The organism is Hungatella sp. L36 (assembly GCF_014288035.1).
The window spans coordinates 1-22,636 of sequence record NZ_JACOPC010000017.1 but is presented as its reverse complement, the minus strand read 5'-3'; the positions used below and the strand labels follow the sequence as shown (position 1 = coordinate 22,636).

General features: G+C 50.8%; 15 protein-coding genes. 12 read left to right on the top strand and 3 right to left on the bottom strand.

Annotated features, from left to right (window positions below; translation table 11 throughout):
• Positions 1 to 87: 87 nt before the first annotated feature.
• Together H8S80_RS27960 and H8S80_RS27955 are read left to right on the top strand one after the other, a co-directional pair.
• Entirely contained in the window at positions 88 to 933 is an 846-nt protein-coding gene (locus H8S80_RS27960; protein WP_117630576.1) for a glycyl-radical enzyme activating protein, read from the top strand.
• Positions 930 to 3,011: a pyruvate formate lyase family protein gene (locus H8S80_RS27955; protein ID WP_117630577.1), complete on the top strand. Its 2,082-nt coding sequence runs from the start codon at positions 930 to 932 to the stop codon at positions 3,009 to 3,011. The genes H8S80_RS27960 and H8S80_RS27955 overlap by 4 nt, the downstream gene beginning before the upstream one ends.
• Here H8S80_RS27955 and H8S80_RS27950 read toward each other — a convergent pair.
• Genes H8S80_RS27950 through H8S80_RS27940 form a run of 3 tightly spaced genes read right to left on the bottom strand, consistent with a single transcriptional unit; the run spans position 2,977 to position 6,585 of the window.
• Positions 2,977 to 3,318: a hypothetical protein gene (locus H8S80_RS27950; RefSeq protein WP_412300436.1), complete on the bottom strand. Its 342-nt coding sequence runs from the start codon at positions 3,316 to 3,318 to the stop codon at positions 2,977 to 2,979. The two genes, H8S80_RS27955 and H8S80_RS27950, sit on opposite strands and share 35 nt — an antisense overlap.
• A 49-nt stretch (positions 3,319 to 3,367) precedes the next feature.
• Positions 3,368 to 5,098: a sensor histidine kinase gene (locus H8S80_RS27945; RefSeq protein WP_117630578.1), complete on the bottom strand. Its 1,731-nt coding sequence runs from the start codon at positions 5,096 to 5,098 to the stop codon at positions 3,368 to 3,370.
• Entirely contained in the window at positions 5,098 to 6,585 is a 1,488-nt protein-coding gene (locus H8S80_RS27940; RefSeq protein ID WP_117630579.1) for a response regulator transcription factor, read from the bottom strand. Before H8S80_RS27940 ends, H8S80_RS27945 begins: the two co-directional genes overlap by 1 nt.
• Positions 6,586 to 6,820: 235 nt before the next feature.
• Here H8S80_RS27940 and H8S80_RS27935 point away from each other — a divergent pair, with 235 nt between their 5' ends.
• From H8S80_RS27935 to H8S80_RS27890, 10 genes are all read left to right on the top strand, one after another.
• On the top strand, positions 6,821 to 8,563 hold the full coding sequence (locus tag H8S80_RS27935) for a type 2 periplasmic-binding domain-containing protein (protein ID WP_117630580.1): 1,743 nt from the start codon (positions 6,821 to 6,823) through the stop codon (positions 8,561 to 8,563).
• A gap of 127 nt (positions 8,564 to 8,690) precedes the next feature.
• Positions 8,691 to 9,632: an ABC transporter permease gene (locus H8S80_RS27930; RefSeq protein ID WP_025530648.1), complete on the top strand. Its 942-nt coding sequence runs from the start codon at positions 8,691 to 8,693 to the stop codon at positions 9,630 to 9,632.
• Positions 9,633 to 9,644: 12 nt separating this feature from the next.
• Positions 9,645 to 10,532 carry a carbohydrate ABC transporter permease gene (locus H8S80_RS27925; protein WP_002604911.1) on the top strand — a complete coding sequence of 296 codons (888 nt, stop codon included), beginning with the start codon at positions 9,645 to 9,647 and terminating at the stop codon, positions 10,530 to 10,532.
• A 29-nt stretch (positions 10,533 to 10,561) separates the two neighbouring features.
• On the top strand, positions 10,562 to 12,541 hold the full coding sequence (locus tag H8S80_RS27920; protein ID WP_117630581.1) for a glutaminase domain-containing protein: 1,980 nt from the start codon (positions 10,562 to 10,564) through the stop codon (positions 12,539 to 12,541).
• A gap of 3 nt (positions 12,542 to 12,544) precedes the next feature.
• Positions 12,545 to 14,050, top strand: a complete 1,506-nt coding sequence (gene arfA / locus H8S80_RS27915; protein WP_117630582.1) for an arabinosylfuranosidase ArfA — start codon at positions 12,545 to 12,547, stop codon at positions 14,048 to 14,050.
• Positions 14,051 to 14,148: 98 nt separating this feature from the next.
• A complete protein-coding gene (locus H8S80_RS27910) occupies positions 14,149 to 15,846 on the top strand; it encodes an AAA family ATPase (RefSeq protein WP_117630583.1) in 1,698 nt (565 codons plus the stop codon).
• 213 nt (positions 15,847 to 16,059) lie between these two features.
• Positions 16,060 to 17,157: an aldose epimerase family protein gene (locus H8S80_RS27905; protein ID WP_117630584.1), complete on the top strand. Its 1,098-nt coding sequence runs from the start codon at positions 16,060 to 16,062 to the stop codon at positions 17,155 to 17,157.
• Positions 17,154 to 18,173, top strand: coding sequence for a LacI family DNA-binding transcriptional regulator (locus H8S80_RS27900; RefSeq protein WP_117630585.1), 1,020 nt, complete (start codon positions 17,154 to 17,156; stop codon positions 18,171 to 18,173). Before H8S80_RS27905 ends, H8S80_RS27900 begins: the two co-directional genes overlap by 4 nt.
• 14 nt (positions 18,174 to 18,187) lie before the next feature.
• Positions 18,188 to 21,436, top strand: coding sequence for an alpha-mannosidase (locus H8S80_RS27895; RefSeq protein WP_117630586.1), 3,249 nt, complete (start codon positions 18,188 to 18,190; stop codon positions 21,434 to 21,436).
• A gap of 112 nt (positions 21,437 to 21,548) precedes the next feature.
• A complete protein-coding gene (locus H8S80_RS27890) occupies positions 21,549 to 22,436 on the top strand; it encodes a LysR family transcriptional regulator (protein WP_002604904.1) in 888 nt (295 codons plus the stop codon).
• The last annotated feature ends 200 nt before the right edge of the window (positions 22,437 to 22,636 follow it).

The window sequence follows — 22,636 nt, the reverse complement described above, 5'->3', positions numbered from 1 at the left end:
TGTGACGCTTTTTTCTATTGACTTTTCAGAGGCCGTCTTCTATAATTACATTAAAGATAACATTAACGTTAATGTAAAGGAGCGGAAATGAGAGAAGGAGTGGTTTTCGATGTGGAGGAGTTTACCGTTTTCGATGGTCCGGGCCTTCGGCAGACCGTATTTTTAAAGGGCTGTCCCTTGAGGTGCAGCTGGTGCCATAATCCGGAGGGGTTAAGCGGCGCTCCCCAGCTGATGGTCAGCACCGCCTCCTGCACTGGCTGCGGGAAGTGCAGGGAGGTGTGCCGCCATGAGACGTGTATCAGCTGCGGGGAATGTATTCCCGTATGTCCGCTGCATTTAAGGCGGATTGCGGGTGAAAGGATGACCTCGGGGGAATTAATCCGGCGGATCCGAAAGAGCAGTGATTACTACGCCCGGTATGGCGGCGGAGTGACATTTTCGGGGGGCGAACCGCTTATGCAGGCGGACTTTTTGACAGAAGTTTTATGTGGTATTCCAGATGTTCACCGGGCTATAGAGACCTCTGGTTTCTGTGAGCAGGACGTCTTTCGGCGCGTGACCGCACATCTGGATTATGTGATGATGGACATCAAGCTGTTTGATGCCGCTCTACACAAAAAGTATACAGGAGTGGACAATGAAAGGATCTTAAGAAATGCCCGGATACTCTGTGAGGGGGAGATTCCGTTTGTTATCCGCATCCCACTGATTCCGGGCGTGAATGACAACGAGGAGAATTTTAGGAGTACTGCAAAATGGATCGCAGGGGCTAGGGCGCTGATCAAGGTTGAGCTTCTGCCCTACCATAAGACGGCGGGGGCCAAGTATGCCATGGTGGAGAAGGAGTACAGGCCGGCCTTTGACCCGGAACAGGCCGTGTGGGTGTCACAGAAAATATTTGAAGAATATGGAATAAGGAGCGAGGTATTATGACAGAGAGAATTGAGAGGATGCGTCAGTTTTTTGTGGTGGATAAGGGGCAGAAGGCCATGTGGCAGAAAGAGGAGAATCCTTACGTGCTGGCGGAGCAGTTTGCAGCGGAACAGACTCCGGATGTGGACCGGGCGGCCAGGCGGCTGATCTATGTGCTGGATAAGGAAGAGCCGGTCTTATTCGAGGATGAGCGGATTGCATTTACCAGGACGGTGACAACGATTCCGGAGATTTTTACAGAAGCGGAGATGGAGGAACTTCGGAAGGAACACTGGATTCACGAAAAGGGAGATGTGTGTAATATCAGCGTCGATTATACGAAGCTGCTGAATCAGGGCTTTGATGCGAAAAAGGCGGAGCTGGAAGTGCTCAGACAGCAGTTTTCCCAGGCGGGGGAGGCCGCAAAGGCACATAATATTAAGCTCCAGATCGATATTCTGGATCATGTGCTCGCCCTTGCCGCCAGATATCAGGAATTGGCTGAAAAGAAAGGAAATGATGTGGTCGCCAGGACATTAAAGGCTGTACCGGCGCACGCGCCGCAGAGTTTTCTGGAGGCGCTTTCTATGTTTCGGATCATCCATTTTACGATGTGGTGCGGGCGGAACTACCATAATACGGTGGGGCGGTTCGACCAGTATATCTATCCATACTTAAAGGCCGATCTGGATAAAGGACTGTATACGGAAGAGAACGCGCTGGAGCTGCTGGAAGAATTCTTCTTAACCTTTAACCGGGACAGCGACTTATACCCGGGCATGCAGCAGGGAGACAACGGCCAGAGCCTGGTGCTCGGGGGCCTGAATGAAGATGGTTCGGACAGCTATAACCTTCTGTCAGAGCTGTGCTTAAAAGCCTGCCTTGAGCTGAAGGTGATCGATCCCAAGATCAATCTCCGCGTGCATGAGAAGACGCCGCTTGGCACCTACATACTGGGGACACAGCTTACAAAGCAGGGCCTTGGCTTCCCCCAGTATTCCAATGACGACGTGGTGATTCCGGGCCTCATGGAACTGGGGTATAAGAAAGAAGATGCTTACCGCTACGTGGTAGCCGCCTGCTGGGAATTCATCATTCCGGGCGCCGCCATGGATATACCCAATATCGAGGCGCTTTCCTTTACGAAGGCTGTCTCCGACGCGGCTATGGAAAAACTGGAGCAGTGCCGCTCCTACGATGAATTCGAGAAAGCGGTCCGGGATAAAATCAATGCACAGGCCGATGAATTATGTAAACGGGTAAACGGAGTCTACCTTTATCCCGCGCCGTTTTTATCCCTGATGATGGATGGCTGCTGTGAAAATGGAACCGATGTGTCCCTGGGATGCCAATACAACAATTACGGTTTTCACGGAACGGGTATCGCCACGGCGGCGGATTCTTTGGCGGCTGTAAAGAAGTTTGTCTTTGAGGAAAAGAGCATGGATGCCTCTGCGCTGGTGAAAGCCCTTGAGAATGATTTTGAGGGCGAGGAGCTTCTCTGCAACCGTCTGCGCTATGAGTCCCCTAAGATGGGCAACAACGACGATTACGTGGATGAGATCGCGGCCCGGCTGCTGAATGATTTTGCCGATTCCCTAAAGGGGCGGGTCAATGACAGAGGCGGCATTTACCGGGCGGGAACGGGTTCCGCCATGTATTACATCCGCCATGCCGAGAACCTGCCGGCGACGCCTGACGGAAGGCGAAAGGGGGAGGGCTTTGGCGCTAATTACTCTCCCAGCCTGTTTTCCAGATGCAGGGGTCCTGTTTCCATTATCCAGTCCTTCACCAAACCGGATTTAAAACGGGTGATTAACGGCGGCCCGCTGACGCTGGAGCTTCATGACACCGTGTTCCGGACAGAGGAGAGCTGTGCCAAGGTTGCAGTACTGGTAAAGTCCTTCATGGATCTGGGCGGCCACCAGCTTCAGCTGAATTCCGTGAACCGGGATACCATGCTGGAAGCACAGAAGCACCCTGAAAATTATAAGAATCTGATCGTGCGTGTGTGGGGGTGGAGCGGTTATTTTGTGGAACTGGATAAGGAGTATCAGGATCATATTATTCAGAGGATGGAGCTGATGCTGGCTGTATAAATGACCGGCCATTTTGTTGGAGCAGCCCCCTCCGGCTGACTGCCGCGCCGAAGAAGGCAGTCAGCCGGAGGGGCAAGTTAATTCCATTCCGCCCAAAATCAATTTCATCCATGGAAACGACATATTTCGGATAGTTGTCTCGGATCAGATCATATACTCCAAATTTCCGGCTTATGGTATCATCCGAAGCCAGCAGATAGGAAACCTGGATATATAATTTTCCTTTTTGCCGGGCGCCGATAAAGTCTACTTCCCGTTCTCCGGATTTCCCGACAGTTACCTGATAACCGCGTCTGAGTAATTCCATATAGACGATATTTTCCATATAGTATGGCCAGTATAAAAAATAAAATGCGCTACAATTCACAGCCTCCTACGGGGATTCTGACAAACGCCGTCGTCCCCCGGTCCGGCTCGCTGTCAATCGTAAGCATATAATTATCCCCATAGAGCAGCCGCAGCCGGTCGTTGACATTTTTCATGCCGTAGCCGCTCGTCTGCATGGAAAACAGTTGGTCCACAGCGTCCTTTTCCATACCGCAGCCGTTGTCCTCAATCCAGATGGAGATGAAGTCCATCGTCATGTACTCCTCCTTTTTCACGGTGACGGTCAGTTTTTTGTCTTTCTTCAGACTGTTCTTTAAGCCGTGGTCCAGCGCATTTTCCACCAGGGGCTGAAGGATGAAGTTGGGAAATGGGGTACTGGATAAGGAAGTCTCGATGTTGTATACAACGTCGATGGACTCACTATAGGAGAAAAGCTGAATTTTTACGTAGGCCTGAATATTCATCAGTTCATTTCCCAGTGTGGTGATATCTTTTCCCTTATTCAGAGCGGTTCGGTAGAAGGTGGACAGGAGTATGACCATCTCGCTGATATCGTTCTGCCCGGACAGGATCGCCCGGCTGTTGATAAGTGATAAAGAGTTATAGAGGAAATGTGGATTAATCTGCGCGTACAGGATTTTCTGTTGATAATTCTTCTTTTCCAGCTCATGTTTTAAGTTCACCATAATATAATGGTTGATTTCCCCCATCATGCGTGAAAAGGTGTGAAAGAGCGTGCCGATCTCGTCGTGGCGTTCGCTCACCAGGGAAACCGACAGATCGTTCATATCCCCGGAACGCACCTCGTCGATCTTCTCGGTCAGGTTCTCAATCGGAGTGACGATGGAGACGGAGATGATTAAGACCATGACTCCGAGGAACAGCAGGATAATCCAGCCAAAGGCGTAGGTGCCGCGTGTAATCGCATTTACCGCGCTGTGAATCGAGGTATACGTCTTATAGTAGCAGATGTTCCAGCCGGTCTCCGGTATGGAGGAGGTCAGCTTTAGATACTGGGTATCGGACATATTGGCCAGAAACGGAGTCAGCTCCTCCTCCGGCAGATCGGAGGTGGAAAAGATCAGGCCTCCATCCCGGGCTGTGACCACCACATCGTACTTATCCTCCGAGAGAGATAAAAATGGTTCGAAGAACAGGTCATAGTTGATTCGGAAGGAGAGGTAGTTGGAGCTTTTGTACTGTCTGATATCCCCGACCAGTCTGGTGGAGTAAAGATACGGCTTGCCGTCTTCCACGGCGGAGACCCAGGTGGGAATATACTGGTTATGCACCTGGGGAAACCAGTCCTTCTGATACAGTCTGTCAAGGTCCAGAATATAGTTGTTATAGGGATGAATATCGCCGGAAGAGTAGATCGTGATCGCCTCCAGATCGGGATACAGGGCGTAGTAGGTGAGAAAAAGGGGCTCAATGGTATCGGAATATGCCTTGTACATTTTGAAGTAATCGTCGTTGTAGCTGGTGTTTAATACCTTCATAATCGCATTGTTGTTAAACATGAAATTAGAAAGGTTGTTATACGTGACAAGCTTATTGTCAACGGAGCTGACCGCCTGCTCCAGGGCGAGTTCGGTCAGGGAACGCTCTCTTTCCAGGATAATCCGGTTGGTGTAGCGGTTGGAAAGGATGATGTAGCACAGGAACGGAAGCGCGCCCATCAGAAGGAATATGATCAGGACCTTTCTGCGGATTCCCATGTCCAGAAAGACCCTTCGGATTCGTTTCAGTGTATTTGTCATCAGTAAGTCTCCTTCTGGCGGTAGTTCTCCGGGCTTTCCCCATAGTAATCGCGGAAACGCTGGGAAAAGTAGGACGGATTGGGAAACCCGACGGACTCGGCGATTTTGTTGACTTTCATCTCCGTCTCCAAGAGCAGCCTGGCGGCCTGCTCCAGCCGGTATTCATTGATGAATTTCATCAGGTTGCACCCGGTCTCTTTCTTAAATACGGAACAGAGATAATTGGGGCTTATGTAAAAATGGCTGGAGATGTCGTTTAAGGACAGCGGCTGGGCGTAATTCTGGTAGATATACTGCCGGATCTTATCCGATTTCAGGCAGGTTCCCTGGCTCCTCTGAGCCTGGCTGCGGAGTCTTCCGGCCAGATCATAGGTCATATCCATCAGCTCCACGATGTTGGTGGAGCCATAGATCTTTTCCGCTACTTTATTTAAATCCGGCTGCTGGTCATCCGGCAGATAGTGGATAATCTCCTTCATCAGCTCTGTGAAACAGTATTTGACAAAAATAAGGGAACGGGTCTTCTCGTGTTTTAAGGATTCGAAGAGATCCTCCAAATGAAGCATCAGGGATTCGTAGTCCTTCAGACGCAGATCGTCGGACACAATATCAATGGAAATGTGGCCGGAGGCGGCGTAGGGGTGGTCCGGCCCGTCCGGCAGGAAGATGTTCTGTTCCGGGAAGAAAAAGTGGTTTTCCAGCCGTTCCTCCAGCTGCGTGTAAACCTGGCTGATGGAGCCGTTGTCCGGAAGCGTCTGAAACGCCACGCAGCATTTCTGATGAAATTCCTTTTCGGCACACAGGCAGACCGACTGCGCACAGGGAAAGAGAAAGGCCCCTTCCTTGAAAAACAGAATGCTGCGGGACGGATCGAGATTTAGATAGTCGAAGGGGGCGCTGAGAACGCCCGCCAGCTTTTCCTGAAAGGAGATGCCTTCCAGACTGAAAAATTCATTGTCACATTCCACTAACATGAGGCCGGTATAGCGGTCCTTAAAGAAGGGTGCGCTGTCTACAAGCATACTGGATTTACCGTTGACAGCCAGCCACAGCATGTGGTTTTTCAAAAGCTTTGTCTCACTGCGGCGTGTCCTGATCTGGCGGTTGGTCTCCTCCACGCCGTTTATGACACGGGTCATGACGGAGACGAATTCGTCCGGGATCACCGGTTTCATCAGATAGTCCTCCACTCCGATGGTAATGGCGGTTTTGGCATATTCAAAATCATTAAAGCCGCTGAAAATGATAATTCTCGTATTTGGTGAAAGCTTTCTCACCTCTTTGGACAGCCCCAGACCGTCGAGAAAGGGCATGCGGATATCCGTAAAGAGGATATCATAATGATTTTCAGGTTTTCTAAAAAGCTCCAGAGCATCCTGACCGTTCACCGCTGTGGCAACCTCGAGAGGCAGTTCGTATTTTTTTATAAGAAATGTGATGCAGTCAACATCGAGAACAGAATCATCGACAACTAAAATCTGATACATGGCTAACGCTCCTTCCATTCGTGTATTTCCATCAATTACCATTACAATTTATTCTAGCAGATTTGCCGGAAGGAAAATAGTGGAAGGGCACAAAAGGATAATTTTGTGATAGGAATGCGAAAAACCTTGTATATACAGGAAAAATGAGAGGGGATATAATAAATACATGAAACAAAACGCTGCTTAAGGCGCCGTAAGCAGCCGGGGTTGAAGACTAATAAAAACGGAGGTTACCATGAAAAGAAGGAATCAATTAGCATCATTGTTACTGACCGCATGTATGGCCGGAGGCTGTCTGGCAGGCTGCGGGGGCAATACGAAGGCGCCGGAAGAATCTTCTGTAAAAAATGAAACTACAGCGAAGGAAGTTCAAAATGAGACGTCCGGAGGGGCGGCCGCAGGCACGGAGGAGGTAGATCCTTACGGTCCGGTCAGTGAGGAGAAGACCGTAATCCATGTGGGAAGAGCGGAATCGGCCAATGTTACGTACCCGGATGGTGAAGATTCCCACAACAACTACATCGTAAAATATCTTCAGGATCAATTGAATACAGAATACATATATGATTTCTCCGTTGACGACGCTTCTTATCCGACGAAGGTCGCCATGGCCATCGCATCGGGAGATATGCCGGATGTTATGAACGTAACGTATACCCAGCTGGTTCAGTTAGTGAATGCCGGCGCGGTGGAGGACATGACGGACGCATTTGCAACGTACCGTTCCGACGCACTGAAGAAATGCTTTGATTCGGCCAACGGCATGTCGGAAGGTCTTGCAACCTTCGACGGAAGGCTGATGGCGATTCCTGATATCCAGCCTGGTATGGACAGCGTTCCCCTCGTCTATATCCGCGGCGACTGGATGGAAGAGCTGGGACTGGAAGAGCCGAAATCACTGGACGACATTGTGAACATTGCCAAGACCTTTATGGAGAAGAATCCTGGCGGCAACGTCACAGATGGAATTGCTGTGGGCCTCTCCTCCGATAAGAAGCTGGTTCAGAAGAACGGCGGTACGTGGCATGTAAACGGACTGTTTACCTTATTTGATGCCTATCCGAAGATGTGGATCAAGCAGGATGACGGCTCCGTGGTATACGGTTCAATCACGGAAGAGGCCAAGACGGCTCTCGGAGAGATCAGAACGCTGGTAGAAGAGGGCGTTATCGATCCTTCTTTCGCAGTCAGAGATTCCGAGCAGTGTGTGGAGATGATCAGCAACGGCCAGGCAGGTATCTTCTTCGGTGCATGGTGGTCAAACCAGTGGCCGGTAGTATCCATGCTGGAAGGCGCGGCTGACTCCGTAAAATGGAATTCCTATGTAGCGCCTTTGAACGCGGAAGGCAAACTGAATGTCCCGATGAAGAGCCCGACCACCACTTATATTGTAGTGAAAAAAGGCTGTTCGGAAGAGATCAAGGAAGCAGTCGTAAAGACCGTGAATTATCAGTATGATTTAGACCAGTCCCAGGCTGAGAATGTCCGTCCAAACGGTATGGATTCCCCATTCTCCTGGCACTATTATCCCATCAATGTCCTTCACTGTGACTATGATGCCAAGGAAAAACAGATCCAGTCAGTGATGGACTGCATCGACGGAAAAGTGGCTTACGACGATTTAAGCGGCGATGGAAAGACATGGTACAATGGTTATACCGCGGTTCAGAAAGACGGCTTCAGAAAGACTGTGGAGAAAAATATTTCCACTGCCAATGGCTGGGGATGGGCCAACGGCGCCTGGACCGTGCAGAGCCAGGCCGACAAGCTGAACCTTCAGTATGCCGCAAGCTACGCGGATTCACCTTCCATGGAATCCTTATGGGCGACCCTGGAGACACAGGAGGATGAATTCTATTTACAGGTACTCACCGGAAATACCTCTGTTGATGAATTCGATAAATTCGTCAGCCAGTGGAAGGCTCTGGGCGGTGATACGATTACACAGGAAATGACGGAACTGTCTGGTGCCAATTAACGACGCCGGGTAAAGGAGAATCAGAAAACCGGAGGCCCGAAACCTCCGGTTTTCAAAATCGGGATGAACCCGGAATCAAGAAGGCATTTCCATATAACAGGGAGTTCAAAAAGGAAGGAAGTTTCGTATGGGAAAAGTAGCAGGAAGGAAGAGAAGAAGAAAGGAAGGGAGACACGTAACCATAAGGCAGACATACCAATACCATCTGCTGATGCTGCCGGGCTTTATCATATTGTTTATTTATACGATTATTCCGTTTTTCGGAAATATCATGGCATTTCAGAATTATCAGCCGATTATGGGATTTTTAAAGTCCAAATGGGTGGGGCTTGCCAATTTCAAGCACATGCTGCTGCTGCCCGATACGGCCAGAATATTCCGGAACTCGTTCACCATCGCGGTGGGGAAACTGGTGCTCACGATGGTGCTGTCCATATTCTTTGCCATTCTTTTAAATGAGATCACCAGCGTGAAGTTTAAGAAATCGGTCCAGACCATCTGTTTTCTGCCGCATTTCCTGTCATGGGTGATTCTGGCAACGATATTCAAGAATCTCCTGGACACGGGAGGAATCTTAAATCAGGGTCTTATGAGTCTCGGAATTTTAAAGGAACCGTTAATGTTCCTTGGCTCCAATAAGCTGTTTCAGGGCGTGGTGATCAGCACAGATGTGTGGAAGGAGTTCGGCTACGGGGCCATTATCTTCATTGCGGCCCTCATGGGCATCAATCCGGAACTCTATGAAGCGGCCTCGGTGGACGGCGCAGGCAGACTGGCGAAAATATGGCATATTACGCTGCCCAGCATCCGCGTCACCATCGTCATGGTAGCTACCTTAAATATCGCCAATATCCTAAACGCAGGCTTCGACCAGATCTATAACATGTACAGTCCGGTCGTGTACCAGAGCGGAGATATTATCGATACATACGTATACCGGTTGAGCTTCGTCAACGCCCAGTACTCACTGGCCACCGCCATCGGGCTCTTAAAGTCGGCGATCAGCTTTATTATGATTGTCACGGCGCATAAGATGGCTAAGAAATTTGCCAATTATCAGATCTTTTAGGGGGGATAAACCATGAAAAAATATAATACATGGCAGAACCGGGTGTTTGACTTCTGTGTCTTTCTGCTTCTGCTTATCCTGGGACTCAGCTGTTTAATCCCTCTTTTGCATGTCATTGCGCTGTCGCTCAGCAGCAAGACGGCCGCCCTGTCGGGGAAGGTGACGCTTTGGCCGGTGGAACTGACCTTTACACCGTACAAGGTCCTGATGACCGATCACAAGTTCATGCAGGCCATGTGGATCTCCGTACAGCGGGTGGTCTTAGGCGGCGCGATCAATCTGGTTCTTACGGTAATCACTGCATTTGCCCTGTCCCAGGACGAATCGGATTTCCCGGCCAGAAAGGTGTATATGTGGTTCATGATCTTCGCCATGCTGTTCGGCGCGAGCCTCGTCCCGTGGTACTTCGTCATAAAGGCAACCGGGCTTATGGATACCATATGGGCGCTGGTGATTCCCGGAGCACTTCCGGTTTACAACACCATTCTCCTGATGAATTTCTTCAGAAATCTTCCGAAGGAGATCAAGGAGTCGGCCATGCTGGACGGAATCAACCCATTCCAGATGATGATGCGTATCTTCGTGCCGTTAGCCAAGCCGGCGATCGCCACCGTGACCGTATTTTCCGTGGTGTTCCACTGGAACAACTTCTTCGACGGCCTTCTGCTGATGAATACGCCCAGCAACATGCCTTTGCAGACCTATATCCAGACACTGACCAACACGACAGTCAGCGTCATGAGTTCCTCATTAACTCCGGCGGAAATCGAAGCGCTCACCTCGCTTAAGACGTTCAACGCGGCGAAGATTGTCGTGGCGTCCCTGCCGATCGTAATATTCTATCCATTTATGCAGAAATTCTTCGTCTCCGGCCTGACGCTGGGGTCGGTGAAAGAGTAGGCGCATCAAATATAAGGAGATTTCATCGTATGAGAATCAATCGTATGGCAAGCGTGCCCCTGCTGGTGCACGACCCCTATTATTCCATCTGGTCGCCGGCTGACTGTCTCTATGACACGGACACCGCTCATTGGAGCGGAAAGGAAAAACGGCTTTACGGCCACGTCACCGCGGATGGAGAACGTTTCCGCTTCCTGGGCGGTGAGGACGGCTGTCCGGTCATCCCCCAGACGAGCCTGGAGGTTACGCCGACCGCGACCACCTGTACCTTTGAAAATGAGAAGCTGAGGCTTTCCGTCCGTTTCCTGTCACCGCTTCTGCCGGAGGATCCGGTTCTGGTCTCCAGACCGTGTACCTACATCGATTTTACCGTAGACAGGAAGCGGGAGGTCTCCGTGAAGATCGATTTTACCGTCACCGGCGACCTGGTCTTCGATACACCGGGGAAAATCATCGGCGGAAGCCATGAAAATGAGACGTATCATTTCCATTATGGTACTATGAGAAAGGCATTTCAGACGCCTTTAGGCCACAGCGGGGACCGGATTACCATAGACTGGGGAGATATGATTCTGGCCTCGGAGGACGAGGCCGTCACAATCATCTTCGATCCGGAGCACAGCCTGCTGAATGCGTCTGCGGAGCTGGGAACCGATGAGACGGCGTGTACGGTGATCGCCGCCTATGACGATCTGCTCTCCATCTTTTACTTCGGTTCCTGGCAGAAGGCCTACTGGACGACGAGGTATGAGACCATTTTTGACGCGGTTGGAGAGAGCTTCCGCGATCGGGAAGAGGTGACCGAAAAGGCGGGGGCATTTGACCGGAGTCTGGAGGAGCAGGCCAGGAATACAGGCGGGGCCGACTACGCGTTTCTATGCAGTATTTCTTACCGCCAGGTCATGGCAGCCCATAAGCTGATCGCGGACCAGGAGGGGAATCTCGTCTTCCTTTCCAAGGAAAATGACTCCAACGGGTGTACGGGGACCGTCGATATCAGCTATCCATCCGCCCCCATGTTCCTGCTCCTTAATCCGGAATACGTGAAGGCTATGCTGCGGCCGGTCTTCCGTTTTGCCGGCTGTCCGGTGTGGGAGTACGACTTTGCGCCGCATGATGTGGGCCGGTATCCGTACGCGGCAGGCCAGGTCTATGGACTTGGAAAAGAAGGGGAGAACCGGGAATTCTGCTATGATAACGGCGCCATTTTCCCGTTTTACTATGAGTATCCCGCGGGGCTGTCCGTCTACGACGTGAGGGACCAGATGCCGGTGGAGGAATCCGGCAATATGATGATTTTGACGGCGGCGGTGTGTGAACTGGAACGCTCGGGGGCCTTTGCCGCGCCGTATTACGAGGTGCTGAAAACATGGGCCGGATATCTGCTCGCATACGGTGAAGATCCGGGAGAACAGCTCTGTACCGATGATTTTGCCGGCCATCTGGCTCACAATGTAAATCTGTCGGCCAAGGCGGTTATGGGAATCGAGGCATTCAGCAGAATCGCCGCCTGTCTCGGAGAGGAAGAGGAGGCAAAGCGGTACCATGAGGAAGCCGTGAGGATGGCACAGAGCTGGGAGACCCGCAGTGCCGCCGGCGATCACTACCGTCTGACCTTTGACTGTGAAGAGTCCTGGAGCCTGAAATACAATCTGGTGTGGGACCATTTCTTTGGAAGCGGTCTCTTCAGACCGGAGGTATTTGAGACAGAGACGGCGTTTTATCTGAAGAAGATCAGCGCCTTCGGCGTGCCGTTAGACAGCCGGAAGACGTATACGAAGAGCGACTGGATTCTCTGGTGCGCCTCGTTTGCACCCGATCGGGAGGCATTTTACCGTCTGACGGCTCCGGTAGCGGAGTATGCGAGGTCCACAGAAGACCGGGTACCGTTTTCCGACTGGTACGATGCGGAGAGCGGGAGATACTGTCATTTTATAGGAAGAAGCGTTCAGGGCGGCTTGTATATGCCGATGCTGATAGAGAAGAGGAAGAAAAAACAGGAGGCTTAAAGCATGAAAAAAGCGGTAATTAAGATTGACAAGGATTATAAAATCGGCCCGGTTGACAACCGGATCTACGGTAATTTCATTGAGCACATTGGCAGAGCGGTCTATGGCGGAATCTATGATCCGGGCCATCCGCTGGCAGATGATATGGGATTTCGAAAGGATGTGATCGCACTCACAAAGGAACTGAAGGTTCCCATTGTGCGGTATCCGGGCGGCAACTTCGTCTCCGGCTACAACTGGGAGGACGGAATCGGGCCGAAGGAGCTGCGGCCGAGAAGAACGGAGCTGGCATGGTTTGCCATCGAGGACAACCAGGTGGGGACGGATGAGTTCTGTGAGTGGAGCCGCCGTGCAGACACGGATGTGATGATGGCCGTGAACCTGGGGACGAGAGGCGCGGACGCCGCCCGCAACCTGGTGGAATACTGCAACTTCCCGGGAGGCACCTACTGGAGCGATCTGCGAATCAAAAACGGTTATCGCGATCCCCACGGTGTGAAGCTCTGGAATCTGGGAAATGAAATGGACGGCCCGTGGCAGATCGGCCACAAAACGGCAGAAGAGTACGGGCGCGCGGCCTGCGAGACAGCCAAGGTCATGAAATGGGTGGACCCGTCAATTGAGCTGGTGGCCTGCGGAAGCTCCAACTCAGGTATGAACACGTGCTATGAGTGGGAGGCCACAGTGCTGGATCATACCTATGACTTTGTGGATTACGTTTCCATGCATCAGTACTACGGAAATGAGAAAAACGATACGCCCAGCTTCCTGGCCAATACCATGGATATGGACCGTTATATCAACCACATCGTCTCTGTCTGCGATTACATACAGGCGAAGAAGCGCTCCAAAAAGGTTCTGAACATCTCCTTTGACGAGTGGAATGTCTGGTATCACGCATTTGCGGATAATGCCAAAGCGGAGAAATGGAGAGAGAAACCGGCGTACAATGAGGATCAGTATAACTTCGAGGATGCCCTTTTAGTGGGCGGCATGATGATTACGCTCCTAAAGCACGCCGACAGGGTAAAGGTGGCCTGCATGGCTCAGCTGGTCAATGTCATCGCGCCGATCATGACGGAAAACGGCGGAAGGATCTGGAAACAGACCATCTACTACCCATACCTTCACGCTTCTCTCTACGGCAGAGGAACAGCCTTAAATGTGCTGGTGGACGCTCCTAAGTACGACTGTAAGGAGTACACCGATGTGCCGGCTCTCGAGAGCATCGCAGTGGAGAGCGGGGACGGAGCGTATGTAACCATATTCGCCATGAACCGCGGCGAGGATGACCTGGAAGTGACCTGCTGTCTGCGGGATTATCCGGGCTGCCGTGTGGAAGAGTTCATCACCATGGCGGGATACGATTTGAAGCAGTATAATACGGCGGACCAGCCGGACCGCGTGATTCCGCAGTCCTCCAGTGCCTATGAGATGGAGGGAGACTGCCTTACGGTTACGTTCTCGTCTTATTCCTGGAATGTTGTGAGGGTGAGAGTGGGGAAATAGATTTATCAGGAGATAGTAATTCGCTAATCTGCCCTTGTGTTTCCACATGGAACAGGATATAATTTTTATATCGCATGTGGTGTGTAAGGAGGATTTCAATGCAGAAAAAGCCTTTGCCTGTAGGAATTGATGATTTCGAAAAGTTAATTAGAAATAATTACTACTATGTAGATAAAACTCTTTTTATCAAGGAACTGCTTGATAAAAAGGGGGAGGTAAATTTGTTTACCCGGCCGAGAAGGTTTGGCAAGACCTTAAATCAAAGCATGATCCGCTTCTTTTTTGAGAATACCGGAAGCCTGGAAGGAAATGAAGCGAATCAGGCCCTTTTCAAGGATCTGCAGATCATGAAGCAGGGAGATCGTTATACGCAGGAGATGAGCAGTTATCCGGTTATCAGTCTGTCTCTTAAATCCTCTAAGCAGCCGGATTGGGAATTGGCCTATGGCTGTTTGAAGGAGGAGATAGGAAGAGAATACTTAAGACACCGGATTGTGCTTGATTCTTTGAAGGTACCAGAGCAGAAAAGAAGATATGAGGATATTATGAATCTGAGTGGAAGCCAGCAGGACTTTGCCACATCGATTCGCTTTCTTTCCGAGTGTCTGTATCAACACTGGGGGAGAAAAGTCATCATTCTGATTGATGAGTATGATGTACCGCTTGAAAATGCCTGGTTTTCAGGATTTTATGATAATATGATAGGATTTATCCGATCGGTGTTTGAATCTGCGCTTAAGACGAATCCCTGTCTGGAATTTTCTGTTGTTACAGGCTGTTTGAGAATTACAAAGGAATCTATATTTACTGGACTGAATAATTTGAAAATGATTTCTATATTAAGCCGTTCCTATGATGAGTACTTTGGTTTTACTCAGAAGGAAGTTGACCGAATGCTGCAGTATTATAATCTTGATACGAAAAGGGATCAGATTAAACAGTGGTATGACGGGTATATGTTCGGTGATACAGAAGTCTATAATCCCTGGAGTGTGGCAAACTATGTGGATGCACTGACTGTTTTTACCGATGAACTGCCGACGCCATACTGGGCCAATACAAGCTCCAACAGCATTGTTCGCAGTCTGGTAGAACGGGCGGATATCTCTGTAAAGGAAGAACTGGAGATTCTGTTAGCCGGCGGAACGATAGAAAAACCTGTCCACGAAGAAATTACGTATGACAGCGTATACGATTCAGAGGATAACTTATGGAATTTTCTGTTTTTTACGGGGTATTTAAAACAGATATCCAGGAAGATGGAGAATGAAACCCAATACCTGACAATGGCGGTTCCAAATCTGGAAGTTAAGTATATTTTTAATAATACAATCACCAAATGGTTTCGCGATCAGATAAAAGTAAAAGATTTATCGCAAATGTATGCGGCCATGCTGGAAGGGGATGCCGATCAGTTTCAGGCAGAGCTATCCGGACTGCTTCAGGAGAGCATCAGCTATATGGATACCCAGGAAGCTTTCTATCATGGTTTCATGATGGGTGTATTAAATAATCTAAGGGATTATCTGGTAAAGTCGAACCGTGAGAGTGGAAATGGGCGGCTGGATATACTGGTACGCAGTCACAATGTGTCAAAAACGCCAGTCATCATGGAACTGAAAGTATCCGAGACCTATAAAGGCATGGAAAATGCCTGTGACACAGCAATGCAGCAGATTGAAGAAAAAAAGTATGATTCCAGCCTGCCTGAGGAGGGATACACCGATGTTCTGCTCTATGGCATTGCATTCTTCAGGAAGCAGTGCAGAATTAAGGTACATCGCAAACGATTTTAAAAAGTACCAGTTCAGACGGCGGGAAAATTATGATTGCGTAAAGACATATGGAACTGCAGTTTCGCTTTGTAGAGGAAACTGCAGTTCCTGTTTTTTTAACAGTAAATTCTCCCAATCTGCGCTCTAATTTAAAGCGTACTTCCGGCTTTCTGCTTGACGCACAGTGGAAAAAAAGATATACTTTCATTAACGTTAATGGAAAGGAAGTACATCATGAAAAGAACCATATTTGGAGCAGCAGAAGGAGCGCAAGAAGTCAGCCTTTTTACACTGAAAAACAGAAACGGCATGGAGATCACCATGTCGGATTTAGGAGCTGTGCTGACCAGAGTTATCGTGCCGGACCAGGAGGGCCATCCGCGCGACGTAGTATTGGGATATGAGAGCCCGGAGGAGTACCGGAAGAATACGAATACATATTTCGGCTCAACAGTAGGGAGAAATGGTAACAGGCTGGAAGGCGCCGCAGTCACCCTGGAAGGGAAAGTCTATCATATGACGCCCAACGAAGGGGAGAACAATCTTCACAGCGGCCCTGACGGATATCAGATCCGTATGTGGGACGTGAAGGAGACGGCAGAGGACAGGAATGAGGTTACGTTTGTCCTGGAGAGCCCCGACGGTGACCAGGGCTTCCCGGGTAACTTAAAGCTGGAGGTCACCTATGCGCTGACCGATGAGAATGAGATCCGCATCACCTATAAAGGCGTGTCGGATGCAGAGACTGTCTTTAACCCGACGAATCACAGCTATTTTAATTTAGGCGGCCACGAAAGCGGCACGATTTTGAACCATGTGCTGACTCTGATGGCAGATTCCTATACGCCGGTCAGAGATTCCGCCTCGATTCCCACCGGTGAGAAGGCGGATGTGACGGGGACTCCCATGGATTTCCGACAGGGGAAAGCGATTGGCCTCGATATCGATGCAGATTTCCAACAGCTACAGTATACAGGAGGATATGATCACAATTTCGTAATCAATCAGAATGCCGTCTCAGACGACACCACCACAGGTCTTTATAGAGCCGCCGTCGCTGTCTGTTCTGAGAGTGGGATTACCATGGAAGTGGATACGGACAGACCGGGTGTCCAGCTGTACGCAGGGAATTTCCTGAAAGAAGAGCCTGGAAAGGGCGGCGTGAAGTACGGAAAGAGATGCGGATTCTGCCTTGAGACACAGTATTTTCCCAATGCAGCCAATGAACCGGCTTTTGCATCTCCCATCATAAAGGCCAATGAGCCGTGCGTGACGGAGACGGTATACCGCTTTAAAAGCCAGGGGCTGGAACAGGGCGGAGAAGGCAGATGAAGAAGAGAAGATCGGCCGTCACGTTAAAGGATATTGCTGCGAAGACCGGTTACAGCGTCAATACGGTTTCTAGGGCGCTGAGGGATAAAGACGATATCGCAGCCCCGACAAGAGAGATGATTCAGAAGACTGCGCAGGAAATGGGACATGTAAGCAACACGCTGGCGGCTTCCCTGCGTCTGGGATATACGAATACCATCGCGGTGATTTTAGGAGACATCTCCAATCCTCATTTTTCCATTATGATGAAGGAGATCGAGGGCCATGCGTGGAAAGCCGGATACACCTCCATTCTGTTTAACACCAATGAAAATGAGGAGCTGGAGCTGGCGGCAATTCAGTCCGCCCTCAACAAAAATGTGGACGGTATTATCATCTGTCCGGCGCAGAAGACACCGGACAACTTAACTTATTTAAAAGAGTCGGGCGTTCCCTTTGTGCTGATCGGGCGCCGTGACGAGGCATACAGCTACGTGGTCTGCAACGATGAACTGGGCGGGTATCAGGCGACGAAGGAATTACTCTCGGCCGGCCACCGGGATATTCTGCTCCTTCATGGGGCCACCTATATATCCAGTGCCAGGGAGCGTCTGGAGGGCTACTGCCGGGCGTTTCGCGAGGCGGGGGTTCCCGTGAATGAGCGGCTGATCCGCCAGGTTCCGGTGGTTTCCGACGGATGCGAGGCTGTTTTGACGGACCTGGAGAACGAGGGACAGGAGTATACTGCGATCTTTGCCTTTAGCGACATGCTGGCCTGGGAGGCCTGGTGCGGTCTGTTAAAACGCGGCAAAATGGTGCCAAAAGACTGTTCCATCATTGGCTTCGACCATATTGAGTCGCGGTTAAAGCTGCCCCTGGGCCTGACCTCTGTCAGCTCCTATAAGGGCAGGATGTCCGCCATGGCCGCACAGATTCTGGTGGAACAGATACAGGGAAGTGCAGAGATCAGGCAGGCGGTGATCGATACAGCGATTGCGGCTGGCGAGACGGTCAGAAATAGAAACGAGTATAATTAGACGAGGACAAATAAATGGGGATTATGCATTCGGAATACAGAGACAGAATCAATCATTGGATCAGGACCCTGAAGGAAGATTTTTATACCCCGGCAGGTACGCTTGACTGGGAAGTATTTAAGACGATGGAGCAGCTGAGCTTCGAGGAAGCCGGCGAAAGAACGTATGAGAGGGTGGAACCCGGCTATACCTGGGGCGATACCTACGAATATGCGTGGTTCCGCACGAAACTCACGCTGCCGGAAGAGACTGCCGGAAAGAGAATTGTACTGAATTTATGTCCGGGCGGAGAATCTACGGTGTTTGTGAATGGCTCGGCGTTTGGCACGTACCGGGCTGACTGGGTGAAACAGCCCCACCATTTTCTGGTGGATAATACATTGACCTGGGAGGCGATACCGGGAGACGTATTTGAGATCTGCATGGAGACATACGCCGGCCATTTCTACGCAGAAGCCCAGGACAGCGGATGTTCCACCGGTCCGGTTCTTCCCGGACTTTACAGGGACGAGCTGGCTGAGGGAGCCAGAAGGACGCTGGGAGAAGGAACCTATGGAATCTGGGATGAAGACGCATACCAGCTTTTTATGGATGTGGAGACACTTTCCAGCCTGCTTAAGACCCTGGATGAGGATTCCCTGCGGGCGGCCAGAGTCGCGGAGGCGCTGGAACAATTCACACTGCTTGTGGATTTTGAGCAGGAGAAGGAGGCCAGGAGCCGGGATTACCGGAAAGCCCGCGCCATGCTGGAGCCGGTGCTTTCCGCTGTCAATGGTTCCACGATGCCGGTATTTTCCGCGATTGGAAACGCCCACCTCGATCTGGCATGGCTGTGGCCCATGGCGGAGACCTACCGGAAGACGGCCAGGACATTTGCGGCACAGCTGCGTCTGATGGAGGAGTATAAAGACTACAAATTTATCCAGAGCCAGCCGGCGTGTTATGAGATGTGCCGGAAATACTACCCGGAGCTGTTTGAGGAGATCCGAAAAGCGGTGAAAAACGGCCAATGGATCGCTGAAGGAGCCATGTGGGTGGAGCCGGATACGAATATGGCGGGCGGTGAGGCGCTGATCCGACAGCTTCTGTACGGCAAGGCATACTATAAAGAAATGTTTGACGTGGACAGCAAGATGCTCTGGCTGCCGGATACCTTTGGCTACACTGCGGCGCTTCCTCAGATTCTGAGAAAATGCGGCGTCGATTATCTGGTCACGCAGAAGATCTTCTGGTCCTACAACGAAGGCGAGCAGTTCCCCTACCACTATTTTTCATGGAGAGGAATGGACGGAAGTGAGATAGAAGCCTTCCTTCCTACCAACTACACGTATTATACGTCCCCGGAAGAGATGAACACCGTGTGGAAGAAGCGGGTTCAGAAGCGGGATCTGGATACGTTCCTGATTCCGTTCGGCTACGGAGACGGGGGCGGCGGTCCCACCAGAGATCACATCGAGTTCATAGAGCGTCAGAAGGATTTAGAGGGCGGTGTCCGCATCGAGATGGAGAACCCGGTCGATTACTTTGAACGCATGGAGAGCCGGGGCGGCCCGGCCAATACGTATGTGGGAGAACTGTATTTTACGGCCCACCGCGGCACCTACACTTCACAGGCCGCTATCAAGAAATGGAACCGGAGAGCAGAACTCACCATGAGAGACTTAGAACTGTGGGCGTCCGCCGCCGCCTCCATGGCAGCAGGGCACGGCACAGAGCGCATTTCCGGGAACAATACGGAAAATGCCGCGGGCAGCGCTTACCAGTACCCCGCAGAGCAGGCGGAACGCTTATGGAAGGAAACACTGCTGAACCAGTTCCATGATATTCTCCCCGGCTCCAGTATCCACCGGGTATACGAGGAAGCGGAGCGGTCTCTTGGCCGCGTCTGTGAGGAAGCGGAAAAACTCTGTGGAGAAGCGGTTTCAAGTCTGATAAAAGAGGGCGATGGAATTACCGTGTTTAACTCCCTTTCCTTCCCGCGCATCTGCCTGATTGATGTTCCGGAGAAGTACGAAAAAGGCTGCAGGACTCTGGAGGGAGAGGCAGTCCCTGTGTATACCGATGGAAAAACAGTTACCGCCAGAGTGGCAGTCCCCCCGATGGGGGCGGTTACGGTTATTCCGTGCGAAAATGAAGAGACGATACCTGGGGCGGTGAAAGAGGCAGCACCCGCGGCGGTGAAAGAGACCGGATCCGTTCCGGCCCCATCCTCAACTCTGGCCGTAGTCATACCACAGGGGGACGGCTTCGTGATGGAAAATGACCGGCTCCGGGTAACCGTTGCCTCCAACGCGGAGATCACCTCCTATGTGCTGAAGGAGAGCGGAAGAGAATTTGCCAGGACACCGATGAACCATTTCCGCCTGTTTAAAGACGTGCCGAGAAAATTCGACGCCTGGGATATCGATTCCAATTATGCGGAACAGGAAATCGGGGGTGCCTTCGATGTACACGTAGAGATTGTCTGCGCCGCAGGCGCCAGAGCAGTCCTGAGGGCGGCAGGAAAGATTGGCAGTTCTTCGTTCAGCCAGGATATCACTCTGGCTGTGGGAGAAAGCAGAATAGAATTTGCGACGGAAGTTGACTGGCGCGAACTGCACAGGCTGTTGAAGGTCAGCTTTCCTACCGTATTATACGGAGAGTATGGGATCAATGAGATGCAGTTTGGCTATGTGGAGCGCCCGATGCACCGGTCCAGGGCGTATGATAAAGACCGGTTCGAGGTGTGCAACCACCGGTACAGCGCCGTGTGCGACGGCGGCAATGGCTTCGCTGTCTTAAATGACTGTAAGTACGGAATCAGTATGGAGGACGGAGCACTGGAGCTGACGCTTCTCCGCGCGGGAGCCTGCCCGGATATGCGGGCGGATAACCGGATTCATACCTTTACGTATGGAGCGGCAGCATGGAATGGAAGCTTCCAGGAGAGCGATGTGGTCAGACAGGGGTATGAGATGAATGTAGCACCTCTTGTCGTAAACGGAAGAACAGATACCTTCTCATTGGCAGAGACAGGATCAGACCACGTGGTGATCGAGGCCGTGAAGCTGGCAGAGGACGGAAGCGGAGATGTAGTTTTCCGGCTTTATGAATGCAGGAAACGGATGGATTTGGCAGCTGTAAAGATCAATCTTCCGGTGAAATCCGCATGGCTGTGCGATATGCTGGAGAATAAGGAAGAGGAAGCCGCCGTGACGGACGGCGTCATCAATCTGGACTTCAAGGCATTTGAGATAAAAACAGTGAGAATTGCTTTAAAATAACGGAGACCTTGAGATCGGGGCCGGAATGCAGCAAGATGCATTCTGGCCCCGATGATTGTTTTCCGGCGGCCTGTATGATATAATTTCTCAATAAAGCGGTAGGAGGCATCTTATGACGATTCAACAGCTCCAGTACGTATTGGAAATCAGCAGGACAGGTTCCGTATCGAAGGCGGCAAAGACGCTCTACCTTTCCCAGCCCAACTTAAGCAACGCCATTAAGAACCTGGAAAATGAGCTTGGAATTACCATATTTGAACGGACACCCATGGGGATGCAGCTGACGGCCAGCGGGATGAAGCTGGCGAAAAAGGCCACCTCCATCATGGCGGATATTCAGGAGATTACCAGCGGGATAAGCGCGGAAGAGGACTGTCTGTTCCGGCTCGTATACCCCCGTTACGTGCCTGCCTTCGAGGCCTTCTGGGATTTGTGCACCGATTACCAGGAGATGGCTCATCTTCATTTTTCCTGTTATATCGGCGACGGTGAGAAGCAGGTGGAGGCGCTCTACAGAAACCTCTGTGACCTGGTAATCTATCTGGAGACAGGATCCTCCAGCTTTGCAAGGCTCTGTTCCGATCTTCACGTGAAATTTGTAAAGCTGAAGGATGTGTGCTTCTATGTGCAGCTGGCTGAAAACCATCCGCTGCTCCAGAAGCCGCATTTTGATATCGAAGAGCTGAAAAACTATCCCTATGTGGCGTTTTCGGATATCTATGAGAGAGATGCCAACTGGATGCCCTGGCAGGATATTGTTAATCCGAACCGGCTGATCTGCGTCCAGTCCACATCCTCCCGGGTATCGCTGGTCTCCAATTCCCTGGCGTTCAGCATCGTGCTGCCTCATTCGGAGGAGTATAACCGCGCCCATCACGTAGTCAGCATACCCTTTGACAACCGCCAGCTGGAACTGGGATACCTCTATCCCATGGACCGTGGTTTGAGCGATTATGCCAAAGAGTATCTGGAGTATTTTAAGAAGAGAATCAATTTTTAATTATGAAAACGTTTATAAAACACTTATAAAATCACTCATAAAAACGCTGTGCAGAGACTGTCTGCCGGCGTTTTTATTTTACTTTCTAGGAAACTTCGCAAATCGGCCAAGATAGTGTATAATGGACTTGAAATAAAAAATCACATAACAAAAGAGCGAATGTAGTGATTCGCCACGACGTTGATTATGTAGTTTTTTGT

What these genes read in the sequence shown, in the direction of transcription:
- H8S80_RS27960 (WP_117630576.1), top strand. Translation starts at nt 88, where the DNA reads ATGAGAGAAGGAGTGGTTTTCGATGTGGAGGAGTTTACCGTTTTCGAT.
- H8S80_RS27955 (WP_117630577.1), top strand. Translation starts at nt 930, where the DNA reads ATGACAGAGAGAATTGAGAGGATGCGTCAGTTTTTTGTGGTGGATAAG.
- H8S80_RS27950 (WP_412300436.1), bottom strand. Translation starts at nt 3,318, where the DNA reads ATGGAATTACTCAGACGCGGTTATCAGGTAACTGTCGGGAAATCCGGA.
- H8S80_RS27945 (WP_117630578.1), bottom strand. Translation starts at nt 5,098, where the DNA reads ATGACAAATACACTGAAACGAATCCGAAGGGTCTTTCTGGACATGGGA.
- H8S80_RS27940 (WP_117630579.1), bottom strand. Translation starts at nt 6,585, where the DNA reads ATGTATCAGATTTTAGTTGTCGATGATTCTGTTCTCGATGTTGACTGC.
- H8S80_RS27935 (WP_117630580.1), top strand. Translation starts at nt 6,821, where the DNA reads ATGAAAAGAAGGAATCAATTAGCATCATTGTTACTGACCGCATGTATG.
- H8S80_RS27930 (WP_025530648.1), top strand. Translation starts at nt 8,691, where the DNA reads ATGGGAAAAGTAGCAGGAAGGAAGAGAAGAAGAAAGGAAGGGAGACAC.
- H8S80_RS27925 (WP_002604911.1), top strand. Translation starts at nt 9,645, where the DNA reads ATGAAAAAATATAATACATGGCAGAACCGGGTGTTTGACTTCTGTGTC.
- H8S80_RS27920 (WP_117630581.1), top strand. Translation starts at nt 10,562, where the DNA reads ATGAGAATCAATCGTATGGCAAGCGTGCCCCTGCTGGTGCACGACCCC.
- arfA (WP_117630582.1), top strand. Translation starts at nt 12,545, where the DNA reads ATGAAAAAAGCGGTAATTAAGATTGACAAGGATTATAAAATCGGCCCG.
- H8S80_RS27910 (WP_117630583.1), top strand. Translation starts at nt 14,149, where the DNA reads ATGCAGAAAAAGCCTTTGCCTGTAGGAATTGATGATTTCGAAAAGTTA.
- H8S80_RS27905 (WP_117630584.1), top strand. Translation starts at nt 16,060, where the DNA reads ATGAAAAGAACCATATTTGGAGCAGCAGAAGGAGCGCAAGAAGTCAGC.
- H8S80_RS27900 (WP_117630585.1), top strand. Translation starts at nt 17,154, where the DNA reads ATGAAGAAGAGAAGATCGGCCGTCACGTTAAAGGATATTGCTGCGAAG.
- H8S80_RS27895 (WP_117630586.1), top strand. Translation starts at nt 18,188, where the DNA reads ATGGGGATTATGCATTCGGAATACAGAGACAGAATCAATCATTGGATC.
- H8S80_RS27890 (WP_002604904.1), top strand. Translation starts at nt 21,549, where the DNA reads ATGACGATTCAACAGCTCCAGTACGTATTGGAAATCAGCAGGACAGGT.